Origin of the sequence: Conexibacter sp. CPCC 205762 (genome assembly GCF_030646155.1) — a bacterium.
In the GTDB taxonomy this organism is placed as follows: Bacteria; Actinomycetota; Thermoleophilia; order Solirubrobacterales; family Solirubrobacteraceae; genus Conexibacter.
In genome coordinates, this window is sequence record NZ_JAUTDN010000019.1 from 1 (window position 1) to 18,588 (window position 18,588).

Annotated in this window: 18 protein-coding genes; 7 read left to right on the top strand and 11 right to left on the bottom strand. The window is 72.1% G+C overall.

Translation table 11 applies throughout. The features are described 5' to 3' along the window. Positions 1-910: RNA polymerase sigma factor (locus tag Q7L73_RS15565; RefSeq protein ID WP_304715585.1), on the bottom strand; the 910-nt coding region annotated here is incomplete at its 3' end. 251 nt (positions 911-1,161) lie between these two features. Between Q7L73_RS15565 and Q7L73_RS15570 the strand changes: the two genes are divergently transcribed. Together Q7L73_RS15570 and Q7L73_RS15575 are read left to right on the top strand one after the other, a co-directional pair. Next, positions 1,162-1,911 carry a cytochrome c biogenesis CcdA family protein gene (locus tag Q7L73_RS15570; protein WP_304690654.1) on the top strand — a complete coding sequence of 250 codons (750 nt, stop codon included), beginning with the start codon at positions 1,162-1,164 and terminating at the stop codon, positions 1,909-1,911. Then, on the top strand, positions 1,908-3,878 hold the full coding sequence (locus tag Q7L73_RS15575) for a glycoside hydrolase family 15 protein (protein ID WP_304690655.1): 1,971 nt from the start codon (positions 1,908-1,910) through the stop codon (positions 3,876-3,878). The genes Q7L73_RS15570 and Q7L73_RS15575 overlap by 4 nt, the downstream gene beginning before the upstream one ends. A 38-nt stretch (positions 3,879-3,916) precedes the next feature. Here the strand turns inward: Q7L73_RS15575 and Q7L73_RS15580 are convergent, their stop codons facing one another. The 6 genes from Q7L73_RS15580 to Q7L73_RS15605 all read right to left on the bottom strand — a co-directional run bounded on the left by Q7L73_RS15580 (position 3,917) and on the right by Q7L73_RS15605 (position 10,581). Further along, positions 3,917-4,249 (bottom strand): hypothetical protein, encoded by a 333-nt coding sequence (locus Q7L73_RS15580; protein WP_304690656.1) that lies wholly within the window; start codon positions 4,247-4,249, stop codon positions 3,917-3,919. Positions 4,250-4,607: 358 nt separating this feature from the next. Continuing rightward, positions 4,608-6,383 carry a hypothetical protein gene (locus tag Q7L73_RS15585; RefSeq protein WP_304690657.1) on the bottom strand — a complete coding sequence of 592 codons (1,776 nt, stop codon included), beginning with the start codon at positions 6,381-6,383 and terminating at the stop codon, positions 4,608-4,610. A 434-nt stretch (positions 6,384-6,817) separates the two neighbouring features. Then, the gene (locus tag Q7L73_RS15590; protein ID WP_304690658.1) at positions 6,818-7,501 is read right to left on the bottom strand and encodes a hypothetical protein; all 684 of its coding nucleotides are present in this window, start codon (positions 7,499-7,501) and stop codon (positions 6,818-6,820) included. Between the two features lie 181 nt (positions 7,502-7,682). Then, positions 7,683-8,816, bottom strand: a complete 1,134-nt coding sequence (locus tag Q7L73_RS15595; RefSeq protein ID WP_304690659.1) for an aldo/keto reductase — start codon at positions 8,814-8,816, stop codon at positions 7,683-7,685. A gap of 66 nt (positions 8,817-8,882) precedes the next feature. Then, entirely contained in the window at positions 8,883-9,911 is a 1,029-nt protein-coding gene (locus tag Q7L73_RS15600; protein WP_304690660.1) for an NAD-dependent epimerase/dehydratase family protein, read from the bottom strand. Between the two features lie 10 nt (positions 9,912-9,921). Further along, the gene (locus Q7L73_RS15605) at positions 9,922-10,581 is read right to left on the bottom strand and encodes an NUDIX hydrolase (protein ID WP_304690662.1); all 660 of its coding nucleotides are present in this window, start codon (positions 10,579-10,581) and stop codon (positions 9,922-9,924) included. 39 nt (positions 10,582-10,620) lie between these two features. Here Q7L73_RS15605 and rd point away from each other — a divergent pair, with 39 nt between their 5' ends. The 3 genes from rd (at position 10,621) to Q7L73_RS15620 (ending at position 13,430) form a co-directional block, all read left to right on the top strand. Beyond that, positions 10,621-10,803: a rubredoxin gene (gene rd, locus Q7L73_RS15610; RefSeq protein WP_304690663.1), complete on the top strand. Its 183-nt coding sequence runs from the start codon at positions 10,621-10,623 to the stop codon at positions 10,801-10,803. 64 nt (positions 10,804-10,867) lie between these two features. Beyond that, positions 10,868-11,848, top strand: a complete 981-nt coding sequence (locus Q7L73_RS15615) for a linear amide C-N hydrolase (RefSeq protein WP_304690664.1) — start codon at positions 10,868-10,870, stop codon at positions 11,846-11,848. Positions 11,849-11,921: 73 nt separating this feature from the next. Continuing rightward, a complete protein-coding gene (locus Q7L73_RS15620) occupies positions 11,922-13,430 on the top strand; it encodes a spermidine synthase (RefSeq protein ID WP_304690665.1) in 1,509 nt (502 codons plus the stop codon). A gap of 4 nt (positions 13,431-13,434) precedes the next feature. Here Q7L73_RS15620 and Q7L73_RS15625 read toward each other — a convergent pair whose 3' ends face one another. Continuing rightward, a complete protein-coding gene (locus Q7L73_RS15625) occupies positions 13,435-13,842 on the bottom strand; it encodes a PadR family transcriptional regulator (RefSeq protein WP_304690666.1) in 408 nt (135 codons plus the stop codon). Between the two features lie 114 nt (positions 13,843-13,956). Next, positions 13,957-14,709, bottom strand: coding sequence for a hypothetical protein (locus tag Q7L73_RS15630; RefSeq protein WP_304690667.1), 753 nt, complete (start codon positions 14,707-14,709; stop codon positions 13,957-13,959). 147 nt (positions 14,710-14,856) lie between these two features. Here Q7L73_RS15630 and Q7L73_RS15635 point away from each other — a divergent pair, with 147 nt between their 5' ends. Continuing rightward, positions 14,857-15,528 carry a response regulator transcription factor gene (locus Q7L73_RS15635; protein WP_304690668.1) on the top strand — a complete coding sequence of 224 codons (672 nt, stop codon included), beginning with the start codon at positions 14,857-14,859 and terminating at the stop codon, positions 15,526-15,528. Continuing rightward, a complete protein-coding gene (locus Q7L73_RS15640; protein WP_304690669.1) occupies positions 15,525-17,087 on the top strand; it encodes a cell wall metabolism sensor histidine kinase WalK in 1,563 nt (520 codons plus the stop codon). Before Q7L73_RS15635 ends, Q7L73_RS15640 begins: the two co-directional genes overlap by 4 nt. On the opposite strand, the gene Q7L73_RS15645 is transcribed toward Q7L73_RS15640, so the two are convergent. Next, the gene (locus tag Q7L73_RS15645; protein ID WP_304690670.1) at positions 16,978-17,598 is read right to left on the bottom strand and encodes a hypothetical protein; all 621 of its coding nucleotides are present in this window, start codon (positions 17,596-17,598) and stop codon (positions 16,978-16,980) included. The genes Q7L73_RS15640 and Q7L73_RS15645 overlap by 110 nt on opposite strands. After that, complete coding sequence (locus Q7L73_RS15650; protein ID WP_304690671.1) at positions 17,595-18,404, bottom strand: ABC transporter ATP-binding protein; 810 nt, start codon at positions 18,402-18,404, stop codon at positions 17,595-17,597. Before Q7L73_RS15650 ends, Q7L73_RS15645 begins: the two co-directional genes overlap by 4 nt. Between the last annotated feature and the right edge of the window lie 184 nt (positions 18,405-18,588).

Genomic DNA, 18,588 nt, shown 5'->3' on the forward strand with positions numbered 1-18,588 from the left:
CGACCGCTGCGCCGCCGGCCATCGCGGCCGCGCCGCCGGCCGCGGCACCGCCGGCGCCGGAGGCCGCCGTCGAGCCGGCCGCGGCACCGCCGCCGCCGAAGCCGAGCAGCTTCGCCAGCAGCGCCATCGGGCCGAGCGCGGGCGTCAGCGCGGCGAACCGCTCGCGCATCGACTTCAGCTCTCTCTTGTACGCGCGGCAGCCGGCGCAGTCGTGCAGGTGCCGGCGGGCGAGGCCGCTGGCGCGGACGCCGCGGTCATGCGCCTCCATCAGCTCCTCGCGGATCTCGACGCAGGCGGTGTCGCGCGCCTCGGCCGCCTGCGCGAGGCCCATGCGGGCGCGCACGAGCAGCGACTTGACGGCGGGCACGGTCACGTCGAGCGCGGCGGCGAGGTCGGCGTAGGACATGCCCACGATCTCGCGCATCAGCAGCGCCGAGCGCTGCTGCTCGGGCAGCCGTCTGACGTCCTCGACCAGCCGCCGCAGCGACTCGCGCTGCTCGGTCTCCGCGATCGGGTCGACCGACGGCGGCGACAGCCGCTCGAGCACCTCCGGCGGCGGCGGCGCGGGCCGGCGCAGCTCGTCGATGCAGCGGTTGTGCGCGACGCGGTAGAGCCAGGCGCGCAGCGAGACCTCGCGGTCGTTGGCGCGCAGCGCGGCGTAGGCGCGCACGAAGACGTCCTGCAGCGCGTCCTCGGCATCCTGTCTGGAGCCGTGGAGCATCTGCCGGGTGTACGCGAAGAGACGAGCCCGGTAGCGGTCGTGGATCACGCGGAAGGCGTCCTCGTTGCCCTGCCGGAAAAGCTTCACCAGCTGCTCGTCCGACCGCAGCCGCAGGAGTGGGCCGACGGAGGGACGCGCCTTGCCGCTGCGCGTCACACCTGCCGTGGCTGGGATCGAAGAGGCTTCCATGTTCGCTCCTACCCACCAACGGGGCCTGTGGCGCAAAGTTGCTCACAAGCCCCGCCGGATCGGGTTGGTAGGTGGGAAACGTACTCGATCTCGAAGACGCTTCCCGTCGCTCCCATCGGTTTTTAACTAGCCGCAGGCGCGAACTTGTGACAGCAAGACAAGTTTTCTCTGACATTCCCGGAAACAGCCGGTCTGGCGGGGCGACGGCCGGTCGCGGCCGGGGCGCGCGCCCGCAGGTACTCTTGGACGCGATGGTTGATCCCGCCTCCGGAGTCGGCATTCCCCTCGCGGTGGCGGCCGGCCTCGTCTCGTTCCTGTCGCCGTGCGTGCTGCCGCTCGTGCCCGGCTACATCTCCGCGGTCGCCGGCGTCACGCCCGACCAGGCGCGCGAGCAGAGAGGCGGGACGCTGCGCGTGCTCGGCCCGAGCCTGCTGTTCGTGCTGAGCTTCTCGACGATCTTCATCCTGCTCGGCCTCGGCGCGACCGCCGTCGGCGCGACGCTGCAGGACCACCGCGAGCTGCTGGAGAAGATCTCCGCCGCGACGATCATCGTGATGGGCGTCTTCTTCCTGGCGGCGCCGTTCGTGACCCAGCTCAACCGCGAGTTCCACGTCGGCGGGCTGATGGCGCGCGCCGGCCGCGGCGGACCGGTGATCGCCGGCGCCGCCTTCGCGATCGCCTGGACGCCCTGCATCGGCCCGACGCTCGGCGCGATCCTGTCGGCGGCGGCGCTGTCGGACTCGGCCGGCCGCGGCGCGCTGCTGCTCGCGTTCTACTCGGCCGGGCTGGCGATCCCGTTCCTGCTGACCTCGATCGCCTTCGGCCGCATGACGACCGCGTTCGCCTTCGTCAAGCGCCACTACGGCGCGGTCATCGGGATCGGCGGTGTCGTGCTGATCGCGATGGGGATCCTGATCTGGACCGGCGAGTTCTTCCGCCTCAACGCCGAGGCGCAGAACCTGCTGAACAACCTCGGCCTCGACTTCTGGAACAGCGTATGAGCGAAACGCAGGACGGCGCGGGCACGCGCCCGCGCACCACGCGCGCGAGTACTGGTGGACAGAGCACGCCGCGCAGGAGGCCGCGTGCGAACGCGAGGAGAGAACGGGGCCACGAGCCGGCCAGCTCGCCGTTCCCGCCGATCGGCTACTACGCCTTCCTGTCGGACTGCCACACCGGCGCGCTGGTCGCGCCCGACGGCACGATCGAGTGGCTGTGCGCGCCGCGCTTCGACTCGCCGAGCGTCTTCGGCTCGCTGCTGGACCGCGGCGCCGGCGCCTTCCGGCTCGGCCCCTACGGCACGACCGTCCCGGGCGCGCGCCGCTACGAGCCCGGCACCAACATCGTCGAGACGACCTGGATGACGCAGTCGGGCTGGGTCGTCGTGCGCGACGCGCTCGCGATCGGCCCGTGGGGGCCGCACAACGGCGTCGACGGCACGCGCACGCGCCCGCCGACCGACGACGACGCCGAGCACCTGATCGTCCGCACGATCGAGTGCATCCAGGGCAGCGTCCAGATCGAGATGGTCTGCGAGCCGATGTTCGACTACGCGCGCGAGCCGGCCTCGTGGACGACCGTCGGCTCCGGCTACGACGCCGTCGACGCGCACCACCACACCGGCTCGCTGCGGCTGATGAGCGACCTGCGGATCGGGATCGAGGGCAACCGCGCCCGTGCCCGCCACACGCTCAAGGAGGGCGAGAAGAGGTACGTCGCGCTGTCGTGGGCGAACGACCTGCACGGCCCGCAGACGGCCGACGAGGCGACCGCGATGCTCGACTACACGTCGCACTTCTGGCGCGACTGGCTCGACGACGGCCGCTTCCCCGACCATCCCTGGCGGATCTACCTGCAGCGCTCGGCGCTCGTGCTGAAGGGCCTGACGTACGCGCCGACCGGCGCGATGGTCGCGGCGCTGACGACCTCGCTGCCGGAGACCCCGGGCGGCGAGCGCAACTGGGACTACCGCTACACGTGGATGCGCGACGCGACCTTCACGCTCTGGGGCCTGCACGCGCTCGGCCTCGACTGGGAGGCCGACGACTTCATGCAGTTCGTCGCCGACGTGCCGCGCAACGAGGACGGCTCGCTGCAGATCATGTACGGCGTCGGCGGCGAGAAGCAGCTGACCGAGTCCGAGCTGGACCACCTCACCGGCTACGAGGGCGCCAAGCCGGTGCGGATCGGCAACGGCGCCTTCGACCAGCGGCAGAACGACGTCTACGGCGCGGTGCTCGACTCCGTCTACCTGCACACGAAGGTCGGCGGTCACCTGCCGCAGCGGCTGTGGCCGGTGCTGGAGGCGCAGGTGCGCTGCGCGATCGAGGTCTGGGAGCAGCCCGACCAGGGGATCTGGGAGGCGCGCGGGGCGCCGCAGCACTACGTCTCCTCGAAGCTGATGTGCTGGGTCGCGCTCGACCGCGGCGCGCGGCTGGCGGAGATCCACGGCGAGCGCGAGCTGGCGGCGCAGTGGCAGCAGGTCGCCGAGCAGATCCGCGAGGACATCCTCACGCGCGGCGTGCGCGACGGCGTCTTCCGCCAGCACTACGACACCGACGCGCTCGACGCCTCGGTGCTGCTGATCCCGCTCGTGCGCTTCCTGCCGCCGGACGACGAGCGCGTCTGCGCGACCGTGAAGGCGATCTCGCGCGACCTGACCGACCACGGCTTCGTGCTGCGGTACAAGGTCGAGGAGACCGACGACGGCCTCAGCGGGGAGGAGGGGACCTTCCTGATCTGCTCCTTCTGGCTCGTCGCCGCGCTGGAGGAGATCGGCGAGCACAGAAAGGCGAAGGCGCTGCTGGAGCGGCTGCTGGGCCACTCCTCGCCGCTCTACCTCTACGCCGAGGAGCTGGACCCGAAGTCAGGCCGCCAGCTCGGCAACTACCCGCAGGCGTTCACCCATCTCGCGCTGATCAACGCGGTCATGCACGTGATCGAGGGCGAGGAAGGCGGCAGGTACTGAGCTGAGGCTCACTGCACGACGGTGCTGAGCGCGGCTCCTCAGGGGGTGCGCTTGCGCAGCGGGACGGCGATGTCTCGCGGCGGGAGCCACCTGCGCAAGACCGTGCTCACTCGCGCCACGATCGCCGTCGCGTGATGCGAGAGCGGGTTCTGAGCAGGGTGCGCGGCTGCGATCCTTGCCAGCTCATCGTCAGAGAGGCGACGCGGACTTCCGTCGTCGCCTCTATCGATCACGACAGGACTGTGATCGATATCGACACGCCCGGCGTACCACGTCGGAGACGGCGCATCGCCGGCCTTGCCGGCGCGGGCGCGCACCTCGGCGGGGATCGTGCCGCGCTTGGAAGAGTGGCGCTTGAGTGAAGTGCTCATGAGGTCAACGAGAAAGAAGATCTACAAACTGGGATATCTTGCCTGAGTGAATGCGCGCACGTCAACCGTGGCAGCATCATGTGCAGCATCGACGCCAAGATGAAGGTCCCGGACATCATCCTGGCTACCGATGGACGCGTATCTGAGTAGGTCAGCGGGGGACAACGTCGGCTATCAGGGTAGCGCTCTCGTCGTTGCGGCCTGTCCGCTCCGGCTTGTCCCGAGTGCCTCGGCGAGCAGAGAGTGAAGTCATGTTCGCCTGTCGATGGCGGAGGCACGATGATCGTGATCTCTTTCGCAGCGCGCAAGACGACAAGAAGTAGATCATCAGGGGAGGACGGAACGGCCGGGCTCGGACCTACGAATCAACCGGACCTCTGTCTACGACTTCGCTTCTTGCGAACCCGTCTGCGAGATCACAGAGCAGGTCGGCGACCGTGCCCTTCGTTCGGCGGACGATCAACCAACGGAACGGTGTCATCCACCGGCGCGTCTTCAGGAGAGCGGTCACCGAGGCCTGGCTGCCACCAGAGGCGGCGTCTGCGGCGAGGACGAACAGCCAGTTGCCGTACCAGCGCCAGCGTGTTACGTAGCGTTGCATTCTGAACGGCACGCTGTCGATCACAGTGTCTCGCGGCCGCTCGGGGACGGGTGTGCCGGGCGCATCCCCGTACAGCGCCTTGAGCGTGTCGCTCGGGGTCGCACGCAGCGTCTCCACGAGGTCGAAGCGGTGCTGTCCGACCAACGTCCCCAGGTGTCGCCAGGCGGCTCTCGTGAAGACACGACGAAGGAACCGGTGGCTTCGCAGCAACGCGACCCCGAGCAGACCCCAGACGACGACTGACATCAGGAACAGCGGCCAGAGGATCGTGGACAACGCCGCTGTGCGTTCGTCAACGACGGCAGCGACCTTGGTGTCGCCGCCACCGGTGAAGACGACGCCACCCGCCGCCGCATACGCGAGCAGTGCCAGGACGACGAGCAGCACGCGCGTGAGTGACAGCAGTCGTGAAGTCAGCGCATGCTGGTCGGGCCGCCCGACGTACGACGCCAACAAGCCCGGGAGCAGAAGCAGCAGTGCCGGTGCGCTGGTGGGATTGACGGCGATCTTGTGCGCCCAGATCGCACACGCGGCCAGCGCGGCGACGACGAACGAGGCGACGGCGAACGCCCCGGTCGGAAAGCTGCTCCCGCCGGTGCGCAGTTCCAGTGTTCCCGCCCCGGCGCCTGCAGCGACAGCGTCGGGTCGATACAGATGGACACGCCGGGTCAGGTCGCCTGCGCGCACCGCGTCGGGGTGCTCGTCGTCGGCGAGCCACGCCCGTTCGATCCGCAGCCCCTTCGGGGCAGCCGCCTCGAAATGGTAAGTGCGGGCCTCGATCCACGGCGCGTCGATCAGGATCGAGTACGGCACCCATCCGAGTCGGAGCGTGAAGTTGGTGTCCGCGACGATGATGCCTGCCTCGTACGACAACTTGATGCGCTTGCGAGCACCGGGCACGGCGCGGTACAGCACGACGACGATCGACGCCTCGGCTGCGGTCCGAAACCACCAAGCGAACCGAGGGTGCTTTGCCAGCCTTGACCACGTCGCACTGTGTGAGTCGCCATCGAGCGGCTGCAGACACCGTCGTGCCAGCAGCTTGCTGGTGACGGCATCCGCTTCGGCCACCATGCGAATCGTTCTTTCGATCTCCGGATCGAGGGCGCCGGCGACCTGACGGGCCATCACGACCAGCGTCTCGCCGGTGATGCGAGCGTTGTCGGTGCGGCCGATCAGCGAGAGCGCGCGGCCGCTTTCGTCAACGAGATCGAACGCCATGTAGTTCGAGGGCGCCTTCGGCAGGACGAACAATGGCGCTCCGAAAAGGCGCTCTCTGCCGATGTCGTGAGGGACGGTGTCGTCGAGCGGTCCCTCCGCGGCGTCCGGATACTCGAAGTCGACGCTCGTCTGCCAGCGCAGCGCGGTGTCGTCGATTACTTCGACGCTGTCCTTGCGGCGGTCGATCCACTGCACCGGCTTGATCAGCAGCCTGGCGCAGCGCCGCCCGATCTTCTCAACGAGCTCGGGTGAGCACCAGGCTTCCGGAGCCTGAGCGGGGGCGGGCGATGTGAACGGATCTTCAGACGCCATCGGCTTGACTGGTCGATCGATTTCACGGCCATGAGATCCGGAACGAGAGCTGCCCAGTCCCTGCCAACAGCGATCGGCTTACTAAGGGTAGATCGTAAGGCGGACGTACGGTACATCACGCGCAGAGGTCGATAGCGCGTCGACTCCCCGGACGCGTGGGATCTAAGCCGAGCGTCTAGCTGTAAGTCCTCAGCAGGCTGTTCAGGTGTTTGGCTGGGGTTTGTCGGCCGATGGCTTGGTGGGATGAAGCGGTGGCGGATCCCGAGCGTGCGGCAGGCGATCGCGTGCGGCGAAGAGCGGTAGGGCGAGCCGTTGTCGGTGATGAGCCGCTCGACGGTGATGCCATGGCTGCGGTAGAACGCGACAGCCCGTTGCAGGAGCGACCGCAACAGCTCCTCAGTTCCGGGATCGGTGCGGTGCGAACCCGCCTGCAGCTAGCGCACCCGCGCGCTCAGCACGTCGCCACTGCGGACGTCAGCGCGCTGGCGCGAGGTCAGCCTGAACAAGAGTGTCCGTCGCTCGCCAGGCGCCAGGTGCGCGAAGGAGCGCGCCGCCAGTAGGCGCGGCGTGCTGCCGCTGGTGCCCGTGCCACCGCCACGCGAGGTGAGGTGCACGAGCATGCGGCCGCCGCAGGCGCGCGCGGCGCGCTCCGGGCAGGCGAGCCGCACGCGCACCGTGCCGCCGACGCGACGCGGTCTGGCGGCGAGCCGGGCTCTGCCGGCCGCGTGCGCCGGCGCAGAGTGGGCGATCACGCCCTGGACCATGATCTCGCCGCCGTGCTCGCGCGTGATCGCGACGCGGTCGCCGGCGGGGGCGAGGAAGGCGCGCAGGGCGCGCTCGTCGGCGGCGGTCGTCGGGTCGTAGATCGTCACCAGCAGCCGCATCGCGCCGTCGGGCGCGCAGCCGATCCCGTAGGCGCCGAAGTACGGCGAGCCGGGCGCGTTCATGAACGCGGCGAGGCCGGCCTCGGCCGTCGCCAGCTCCTCGTAGGGGTACGGCTGCTGCGCGCAGCTGACGGTCGTCGCCGGCGCGGCGGCCTCGTCAGCGACGGCGGCGGCCGGCAGCAGGAGGGCGCCGGCGAGCGCGGCGACGGTGGCGGCGAGGGCGGAGCGGCGCATGCGCGCCAGTCTCACCCCCTCCCGAGCGCCCGCACAAGCGCTCGCCACCGGCCGTTCACGACAATCGCCGCACGTTGCGGGATATCGTGAATGCGCCTGGACGCAGGGATTTTTGAAGGTCCTGCGTCCAGTGCCGATCACTGGACGCAGCCGCCGTCAGGGGCGCTGCGTCCAGGGCTGCTCAGGCGTGCTTGACGAGGTCGCGCGCGGGGTCGATCGACCAGCGCGCGGCAAGTGCGGCGAGCGACTCACCGAGCGGCCAGGCGTCGGCCCGCTCCGGGCCCTCGTGCGTGACGGCGGCGCCCTTCAGCGCCATCGAGCCGGTGTTGTCGCCGATCGCGCGGATCTCCTGCACCTCGGCGGCGGTCAGGCGGATGTCGGCCGGCAGCGCGGCCAGCTCGGCGCGCTTGTCCTCGACCGGCTTGGCGTCCGCGCCGGCCTCCTGCACGAGCGTCGGCGCGACGCACGCGACCGGCTCGTGCGCCAGGTTCCACTGGCAGGCGAGCTGCAGCGGCGTGAGCGCGTGGCGGGCGGCGATCGCCTCCATCCGCGCGATCCGCTCCAGCCCGCGCTGGACCCAGCCGTCGGGGCGGAACTTGCGGTGGTCGCGCTCGCCGAGCGTGCCGGGGTCGCGCAGGTCGCCGCCGAACAGGCCGCCGTAGTCGACGACGCGCGTGATCAGCTTGACGTCGTGCCTGACGGCGGCCGGCAGCACCAGCTCGCCGGGCCACGGCTCGAGCGGGTTGAGGATCACCATCGCCCAGTCGATCCGCTCGCCGAAGCGCTCGAAGCAGTCGATCAGGTCGAGCGTGAAGCCGTTGGCGGGGCCGGGCGCGACGCCGATCAGATCGGTCAGGCCGGCGTCGCGCAGCGCCGCCATCCCGTTCCAGACGGCCTCGCTCGTGTAGCCGATGCGGTCGGGGTTGTGCAGCAGCAGCAGGTCGAAGCGGTCGACCCCGCAGCGCTCCAGCGACGCCTCGGTCGCGCGGCGCAGGTAGGAGGCGTAGTCCCCGGCGCCGCGCAGGCGCGGGTCGGTGAAGCGCGGGAAGCCCTTCGCGCCCTCGCGCTCGCCCTCGTAGAAGTCGTGGCCGACGGCGCCGACGAGCACGTAGTCGTCGCGCTCCAGCCCGCGCAGCGCGCGGCCGAGCAGGCGGTCGGCGTCGCCGGCGCCGTAGGCGTCGGCGGTCAGGACGGTGCGGATCGCGGCGTCGGGCCGCAGCAGCGCCAGCAGCCGCTCGTCGTCGAGCGGCTCGCCGAAGTGCATGAAGCGCCCGCCGCTCCAGGTGCCGACGGCGGTGCGGGTCGGTTCAGCCATGCCTCAGACGCTAGCGCAGCAGCTGCGAAGCCCGAGCTTCGGCGATCGTGCTCGGCAATTGCCGCCTCAGCGCAAGAGCTGCGAAGCCCGAGCCTCGGCAATTGTCGCTCGCAGCGTCTCGCGCACGCCGTATCTCGGCTTCCATCTCAGCTCGCGCTCGGCCTTCGCGACGTCCATCAGCATCGGCACGCGCAGCGCGTTGAGCCACTGCGCGTCCTCGGGCACGAACGGCAGCCGCGTCGCCGCCTCGGCGGCCAGGTCGACCGCCAGCTCCGGCACCGGGATCGTGTACCAGCCGAGGTCGTCGGCGAGGTCGCGCATCGTCAGCGTGCCGTGCGCGGCGAGGTTGTAGACGCCCGGCTTGCCTCTGCCGAGCGTCGCGGCGCGCAACGCCGCGGCGACGTCGTCGTGGTGCACGAGCTGGAACGAGATGCCGTTGTCCGGGATCACCGGCTTCAGCACCGGCACCGCGTCGAGCAGCTTCCAGATCGCCGCCGGCATCTTGTCGCCGAGCTGGACGTAGGGGATGTTGCCGATGAACATCAGCGCGTCCGGGCCGGCGACGATGCAGGGACGGAAGACGTAGACCTCGGTGCCGCTGCCGACGGTCGCCTCCGACAGCGCCCGCTCGACCGCCGCCTTCGCCTTCGAGTAGGCGTGCGCGTCGGTGCCGCGCGGCGGCTGCTCCTCTCTCAGCAGCGGCGGGTTGTCGTCGTGGAAGCCGTAGGCGGCGACCGAGGAGGTGTAGACGAGCCGTCTGACGCCGGCGCGGACGGCGGCGCCGAAGACGTTGCGCGAGCCGGTCAGGTTGACCTCGCGGCCGCTCTCGCCCGGCGCGCCCATGATCGCGAAGGCGAGGTGGACGACGACGTCGGCGCCCTCGACCAGCGCGGTGACCGCGTCGCGGTCGAGCACGTCGCCGCGCGTGTAGTCGGTCTTCTTCCAGCCCTCGGCGGCGGGATCGACGTCGCGGCGGCCGAACGCCCGGATCCGCCCGACCTCTCTGCTGCGCTCCAGCGACCGCACGAAGGCGCGCCCGACGTCCCCGGTCGGACCGGTCACGGCGACGGTGAGACCCGCGGCGGCAGCGGCCATCGTGCGCTCCCTACCTCCGGCCGACCTGCTCGTAGCCGGGATCGCCCGGCAGCAGCACGCGCAGCTCGTCTCTGACCGTGACGATGCGCGGCTCGACCGCCTCGATCACCAGCTCGTAGCTGTACTCCAGCAGCTGGTTGGCGCTGCTGAAGGCGCGCAGCTGCTCGAGGTGCTTGATCGTCGGGAAGACGAGCGGCAGCTGCCCGGCCTGGTGGGCGGCGAGCGCCTCGGTCGGCGTCAGCCACTTGAAGTCGACGCACTCCTCGCCGTCGACCCTCGGCTCGGCGTCGCGCGGCGCGGCCGCGACGAAGAACCAGGTGTCGAAGCGGGTCTTCAGATGGGCCGGCGTGATCCAGCGCGAGAAGGGCGTCAGCAGGTCGTTGTCGAGCCGCACCCCGGCCTCCTCGGCGACCTCGCGCAGCGCGGCGACGCGGAGCGCGTACTGGAGGTCCTCCGGGTGGTCGATCGGGCCGTCCTCGGGATCGACGGAGCCGCCGGGGAAGACCCACACGCCGCCCATGAATCTGGCGTTGGGGGTGCGCTGGACGAGCAGCAGCTCGAGCGCTGCGGTGCCGCCGCGCACGACGATCACGCTGGCTGCGGTGCGGGGCGGGGTGACCGGACCGGCGTTGACCTCCTCGCCGGGTCCGAGACCGGGGTGCGGCTCCATGGGTCGCACCCTACCGAAGGCGCGGTACCGTGTGAGCCCATGAGCACGACCCAGACCGAGCAGAAGTGGATCTGCGAGTCCTGCGGGTTCATCTACGACCCCCAGGACGGCGACCCCGACGGCGGCATCCCGCCCGGAACGGCCTTCGAGGACATCCCGGAGACGTGGTTCTGTCCCGTCTGCGGCGCACGCAAGCGCGACTTCGTCCCGTACGAGGACTGACAGGCCGCCGTCGTCGCGCCGCCGGGCGCTCAAGCTCCGGCGGCGTGCGGCCGACTCCCAGGGCATGTGCACGCGCGTCTTCTGGAACGACAACGGCGTCGCCATGGTCACCGGGCGCACGCTCGACTGGGAGGTCAGCGACCGCCCGCGACTGTGGGTCACGCCGCGCGGGACCGCGCGCCACGGCGACGCCGGCGAGGGTTCGCTGGAGTGGGTCTCCCGCTACGGCGCGGTCGCGCTGCAGGGATGGGGGGTGGTGACGCCGGAGGCGCTCAACGAGCGCGGCCTGGCGGTCCACACGCTCTACCTCGGCGCCGCCGGCTGGGAGCGGCGCGACGATCGCCCCGCCGTCTCCAACCGCCTCTGGTCGCAGTACGTCGCCGACAACTTCGCGACCGTCTCCGAGGCGCTCGACGGGCTCGAGCGGGTGCGGATCGTCTCGGTGCCGCTCAACGGCCAGCACGTCGGCGCCCATCTCGCGATCGAGGACCCGTCGGGGGACGCCGCGATCGTCGAGATCGTCGACGGCCGCGTGACGGTGCGCCGCGGCGCGGAGTACAGAGTGATGACCAACGACCCGCCGTACGAGCAGCAGGTCGAGAACCTCGGCCGCTACCGCCCGTGGGGCGGCGAGCTGCCGCTGCCGGGTGACATCGTCTCCGAGGAGCGGTTCGTGCGCGCCACGTACTTCCTCTCGCATCTGCCGAGACCGGCCGACCACGGCGAGGCGGTCGCGGGCGTGCTTGGCGTCGTGCGCAACTGCTCGGTGCCGTTCGGCGCCCCCGACAGCCGCTTCGACACCTTCCCGACGTGGTGGTGCTGCGCCCAGGACCTGAGCGAGCGCGTGCTCTACTTCGCCGCCACGCGCGCGCCGAACGTCGTCTGGCTGTCGCTCGACGGGCTCGACCTCTCCGCCGGCAGCGGCACGCGCACGCTCGACCCGTCCGATCCGACGCTCGCCGGCGAGCTGGCCGGCGCGCTCGTCGCCGCGCCGCTCGACTACGGCGTCGCCGCGAGCGCGGAGCCTGCCGGCGCGAACCGCTGAGCGGGACCCGCGCCGCGGCAGCGGGCGATCGGGCCGGCCGCCCGCGGCAGCGCTCCACTACGCTGTGGGCGGGATGCCCCTCCGACGGATCTACGCGCTCACCTTCGTCGGCGGAGCGGCCTCCCTCGGCGGCGAGATCGCCGCCGCGCGCCTGATGGCGCCGTGGTTCGGCGACTCGACGCTGATCTGGGCCAACACGATCGGGGTCGTGCTCGTCGCGCTCTCGATCGGCTACTGGCTCGGCGGCAGATTCGCCGACCGCGACCCGTCGATCCGGCCGCTGGCGCTGATCATCCTCGCCGCCGCTGCCGTCTTCGCCGCGCTGCCGTTCTTCGCGCGGCCGTTCCTGCGCGTCTCGGTCGACGCGCTCAGCTCCGTCTCGGCCGGCGCCTTCGTCGGCTCGCTGATCGCCGTGCTGGTGCTGCTGGCGGTGCCGATGGTGCTGCTCGGGATGATCTCGCCGTTCGTCGTCAAGCTGGCGATCAAGTCGGTCGACGAGGCCGGCAGAATCACCGGCCGCCTCTACGCCGTCTCGACGCTCGGCTCGCTCGCCGGCACCTTCCTCAGCTCGCTGCTGCTGATCCCCTTCCTCGGCACGCGCCGCACCTTCCTGATCTACGCGCTCGCGCTCGCGCTGGTCGCGACCGCCGCGCTCGGACGCCGCTTCGCGCCCGCGCCGATCGTGATCGCGATCCTGCTGGCGCTGCCGGTCGGGACCGTCAAGGCGGTCGGCGACGGCAAGGTGATCTGGGAGAAGGAGACGCTCTACCAGTACGCCGTCGTCATAGAGAAGAGAGACGGCGAGCGGCGGCTGGAGCTGAACGAGGGCCAGGCGGTCCACTCGATCTACGAGCCGGGCCGCTGGCTGACGGGCAACTACTGGGACGAGTTCCTGACGCTGCCGTTCGCGGCCCGCACGGACGGCAGCCCGCCGAGATCGGTCGCGATCCTCGGCAACGCCGCCGGCACGGTCGCGCGCCAGTACGGCCACTACTTCCCCGACACGCGCGTCGACGGCGTCGAGATCGACGGCGAGCTGAACAAGCTGGCGCGCTCGCTCTTCGACCTGAACGAGCGCGACGCGCCCAACGTCCACCTCCACACCGCCGACGGGCGGCCGTGGCTGCGGGCGCAGAGACGCAGATTCGACGCGATCTTCGTCGACGCCTACCGCCAGCCGTACGTGCCGTTCCACCTCGCGACGAAGGAGTTCTTCGAGGAGGTCCAGGACCACCTCAACCCGGGCGGCGTCGTGCTCGTCAACATCGGCCACCCGGAGCGGTCGCACGCGCTGGAGGAGGTGCTGACGGCGACGATGGCCGACGTCTTCACGACCGTCGTGCGCGACCCCAGCCAGCGCGTCAACACGATCGCGATCGCCGGCGACGGGACGATCTCGGCCGACGTGCTGCGCCAGGCGGCGCCGGGTCTGCCGGTCGACCTGCGCCCGGTCGCGGAGGCGACCGCGGCGCGGCTGGAGCCGCGGCTGCAGGGCGGCAGGGTCTACACCGACGACGTCGCGCCGGTCGAGTGGCTGATCGATTCCTCGATCGTGCAGGTCGCCGCCTCCGGCGAGCGCTGAGCGCTCAGCCGTCGCCGTCGAGCGCCGCCAGCGCGGCCGCGACGGCGTGCTCGTGGCCGTCGACCAGCTCCAGCACCTCGTCGCGCCGGCCGACGCCGATCGCCGCCAGCTGACCCAGCAGCCGCGAGCGGCGGACGGTCTCGTCGAGCTGCTCGGAGACCTCGTCGCGGAAGAGCGCGGCGCCCGCGGCGGTCGGGCGGTAGCGGACCTTCGGCTGGCGCCCGGAGTCGTCGGCCGGGAGCGGCTCGATCAGCCCGTCGCGCTGGAGGCTGTTGAGCGCGCTGTAGACGTGCGAGCGGCTGACTCTCGCGAGCTGGTCGAAGCGGCGCTCGTAGCGCTTGCACAGCTCGTATCCGTAGCTCGGGTGCTCGAGCAGCAGCCCGAGCACCACGAGATCGACCGTCGACCGCACGCGTTCCCTGCCCCGATGACGCTGCGGCGTGCCTCCGCGACACGCCTGGAAGTCCGTCCAGGGAACGCTAGTGCACGGACCTGACAGAGCGCAAGCGCGCCCGCTTGCGCGCTCCTACCGCGCCGCCACGGTGAACGTGGTCGTCACGTCCGCGTCGCCGTCGGTCGGCGATGCGGTCAGCTTGTAGCTGCCGGGCTTGAGGCTGCGGGACTTCCACTGCGCGACGGTGAAGGCGTTGGCGCCGCTGTCGCCGTCGACGAAGGCGGTGCCGCCTATCGGCGCGGTGCGCGAGCAGCGCTTGCCCTTCTTGCCGCCCTTGGCCTTCGCCTTGCCCTTTGCGGCCTGCTTGCCCTTGGCGCCCTTCTTGGTCTTGGTCGCGGCGGCGGTGACGCAGCGCTTGCCGCTGGTCGTGCCGGCCTCGGTGCGCGCGAGCGACAGCGCGACCTCGCCGGGCTGGTCGAGCGTGAAGGTCACGCGGACCTTCGCGGCGCGGCCTCTGCCGGCGACCTTGCCGGTCAGCTTCGTCAGCAGCGGCGCGGCGACCGTGTCGTCGCAGTCGTCGGCGGTGGCGATCGCGGCGTCGTCGCCGGAGTCGTCGCTCCAGTCGTCGGAGCTGTCGTCGCCGGTGTCGTCGTCGCAGAGCGCGGAGACGTCGCCGTCGGAGCCGTCGTCGACGACCACGTCGGAGGTGCACTCGATCGTGCCGTCGTCGCTTTCGACGGCCAGCTCGCCGTCGCCGCAGATCGAGTCGTCGTCAGCAGCGGCGTGAGCGGTGGGGGAGGCCGCGGGGGCGGCGAAGGTGGCGGGCGCCGCGACCAGCAGCAGCGCGAGCGCGGAGAGGAGAGGAAGCAGCAGGCGTCGGGACATGCCCCTCAGATCGACGTGCCAGAACCGCCGCTTGAGTGCACTGGACCATCCTCCTAGACGGCGGTGCGCCGACTAAAGGCTCGCCTTCTCAGCTTTCTCCCAGGTCGCTCTTAGGGGTTGTTCAGCTTGCGCAGGGATGGTGGCCCGATGCGCATCCTCGTGGTGGACGACGAGCCGGCGGTGCGCAGCTCGCTCGAACGCGCGCTGCGGATCGACGGCTACGAGGTCGCGCTCGCGGCCGACGGCCAGGAGGCGCTCGACGCGCTCAGCGGCGTCGCGCCCGACGCGGTCGTGCTCGACCTCGCGATGCCGGAGGTCGGCGGGCTGGAGGTCTGCCGCCGCCTGCGCGCCGCGGGCGACCGCACGCCGGTCCTGATGCTGACCGCGCGCGACACCGTCGCCGACCGCGTCAGCGGGCTCGACGCCGGCGCCGACGACTACCTCGTCAAGCCGTTCGCGCTGGAGGAGCTGAGCGCGCGCCTGCGGGCGCTGCTGCGGCGGACCGGCGCCGACGGGCGCGAGCTGCTGCGCTTCGGCGACCTGCAGCTGGACCCGAGCGCCCACGAGGTCCGTCGCGGCGAGCGCGAGATCGAGCTGACGCGGACCGAGTTCCTGCTGCTGGAGCTGCTGCTGCGCCACCCGCGCCAGGTGCTCCCGCGCAGCGTCATCTTCGAGCACGTGTGGGGCTACGACTTCGGCTCGACGTCGAACTCGCTGGAGGTCTACGTCGGCTACCTGCGGCGCAAGACCGAGGCCGACGGCGAGTCGCGCGTGATCCACACGGTCCGCGGCGTCGGCTACGTGCTGCGCGAGAGATGACGCTGCGGCGCCGGCTGGCGCTGGTCGCCGCGGCGGCCGTCGCGGTCTCGATCGCGCTCGCCTCGGGGATCGTCTACGTCGTCGTGCGCGGCGAGCTGCGCGGCCAGCTCGACAGCGAGCTGCGGCAGGTCGCCGAGCGGCGCAACCTCGACTTCGTGCTGCGGCCGCCGCCCGGTCTGCCCGGGGCCGGCCAGATGGCGCCGCTGAGAGCGCCGGGCGCGCCGAGAGACGCGCTCGGGCTGCAGACGACCTACGTCGGCGCGGTGCTGGAGGACGGCACGCGGCTGCGGCCGCCGGGCGCCGCCGGGCAGCCGAGGCTGCCGGTCGACGCCGACACGAAGGCGGTCGCGGCCGGCACTCACGGCGCGTTCCTCAGCGACGCCGACGTCGACGGCACCGCGGTGCGGATCCTGACCGTCCCGGCGCGGACGGGGATCGCGATCCAGATCGCGCGGCCGCTGACCGACGTCAACCGCACGCTCGACCGGCTCGCGCTCGTGCTGCTGCTCGTCAGCGCCGGCGGGATCGCGCTGGCGGCGGGGCTCGGGCGGCTCGTCGCGCGAACCGCGCTGCGGCCGGTCGGCCAGCTGACGGCGGCGGTCGAGCACGTCGGCGAGACCGGTGACCTGACGCGGCGGATCGACGTGCCCGAGCCCGCGAGCGGCGCCGTCAGCGGCGGTGTGCGGCGGCTGCTCGACGCCGACGCCAGTCCCGACGGCGACGAGATCGCGCGGCTGGCGCGCTCCTTCAACGCGATGCTGGGAGCGTTGGAGGCGTCGGTCGGGCGCCAGCGCCAGCTCGTCGCCGACGCCTCGCACGAGCTGCGCACGCCGCTGACGAGCCTGCGCACGAACATCGAGGTGCTGGCGCTGCCGGCCGGGCTGCCCGAGGACGAGCGGCGGCGGCTGCTCGGCGACGTCGTCGAGCAGCTGGAGGAGCTGAGCGGGCTCGTCGGCGACCTGGTCGAGCTGGCGCGCGAGCAGGAGCCCTCCGACGCCGTCGAGGACGTGCGGCTCGACCTGTTGGTGGAGGAGGCGGTGACGCGCGCGCGGCGGCGGCCGGGCGCGCCGGTGTTCGCCGTCAGACTGGCGCCGACGCTCGTGCGCGGGGTGCCGGCGCGGCTGGAGCGGGCGGTCACGAACCTGCTCGACAACGCCGCCAAGTGGAGTCCGCTCGATGCCGAGGTGACGGTCGCGCTGAGCGACGCCGGCGAGCTGACGGTGCGCGACCGCGGGCCGGGGATCGCGCCGAGCGACCTGCCGCACGTGTTCGAGCGCTTCTACCGCGCGCCGAGCGCGCGCGGGATGCCGGGCTCGGGCCTCGGGCTGGCGATCGTGCGGCAGGTGGCCGAGCTGCACGGCGGCCGCGCGAGCGCCGAGGCGGCGGCGGGCGGCGGCGCGCTGATGCGGCTGACGCTGCCGGGCGAGCCGCTGGAGCCCGGCGAGCTCGCTACGCCGAGACCGACCGCAGCGCCCGCCGCGTCACCGCCGCGGCCGCCCGCTCCGGCGGCCAGTGGTGGCCGAGACGGAGATGGCGGTACGTCCACGAGAGCAGGTTGAAGAGGACGGTCGCGGCCTCGGCGACGGTCTCGTCCGGGTCGAGCCTGAGCGAGCCGTCGGCGATCCCGTCCTGGAGCAGCTGCTGGAGCGGGGCGGTGAAGGCGGGCTGGGTCAGGACGCCGTCGCCGCTGGCCGCGGCCGCGCCGCGCTCGGGCTCGGCGGCGGCGTCCGCTGCCGGGGCGTGGAAGATCTCGTCGCGCTCGGCGGCGTCGAGCGCGGCCAGCAGCGCGAGGTTCTGCTCGGTCACGCCGCAGAGCGCGGTCAGCGCCAGCGCGAGCCGCGCGCGGCCGTCGCCGGAGGCCGTCAGCGGCGGCTCCAGCGCACGCCGGTAGTCGCCCTCCAGCAGCGTCCCGAGGGCGCCCAGCACGTGCTCGCGGCGGACGCCGCGGCGGTGCAGCGTCATCCGCGAGACGCCGAGCGCGCCGGCGAGCCGCTCCATCGTCGCCGCCTCCCAGCCGTCGCGCTCGATCGCGTCGCGGGCGCGCCGCAGCGCCTCCTCGTCGCCGATCACCAATGCGCCTCGGCGCGCGCCAGCCAGCGGCCGCCGACGCGGTCGACGCGGACCGGCGTGTCGAACGTCGCGGTCAGGTTCGCGCCGCTGATCGTCTGCTCGGCGGCCCCGGCCGCGACGACCGCGCCGTCGCGCAGCAGCAGCGCGTGGGTCGTCGACGGCGCCAGCTCCTCGACGTGGTGGGTGACGGTGACGGTCGCCGTCTCCGGCTCCTCGCGGGCGATCGTCGCGACCGCCTGCAGCAGCGCCTCGCGGCCGGGCAGGTCGAGGCCGGTGGCGGGCTCGTCGAGCAGCAGCAGCGCGGGGCGGCGCATCAGCGCCCGCGCCAGCAGCACGCGCTGGCGCTCGCCCTGGCTGCAGGCGTCGTAGGGGCGGTCGGCCAGCTCGCCGCAGCCGAACCGCGCCAGCAGCCCGCTCGCGCGCTCGCGCTCGTCGTCGCCGAGCGCGCCGGGCCGCAGCGCGATCGTCGCGGTCGCGCCGGTCAGCACGACCTGTTCGGCGGTCAGCCGCTGGCGGAAGGAGCGGCTCGTTCTCGCCTCGACGAGCCCGATCCGCCCGCGCAGCGCGCGCAGGTCGACGCGGCCGAGCCGCTCGCCGAGCACGTCGGCGGTGCCGTCGCTGGGGTGGTGGACGGCGGCGGCGACGTTCATCAGCGTCGTCTTGCCGGCGCCGTTGGCGCCCAGCAGCGCCCAGTGCTCGCCGGGGTTGACGGTCCAGTGGACGTCGCGCAGCAGGTGGCGCTCACGCTGCTGCTCCGCGTCCCAGCGCCACAGCGAGACGCCGGTGAGGTCGAGAGCTCGTGTCATACGAGCAACGATGTTACATGGGTGTAACAGCAGTTGGCGGCATGCCGCGTCCTTAGCCAGCGCTTATGCAGCGCTGAGCTTTCACTGATGGCCGGATGAGTGGATGCAGGGCACGGGGTGGGCTAAGCCGCACGGCCGAACCCGCTCCGTCCAACTTCCCCCAGGAGCCTTCGAACGCCCGGTC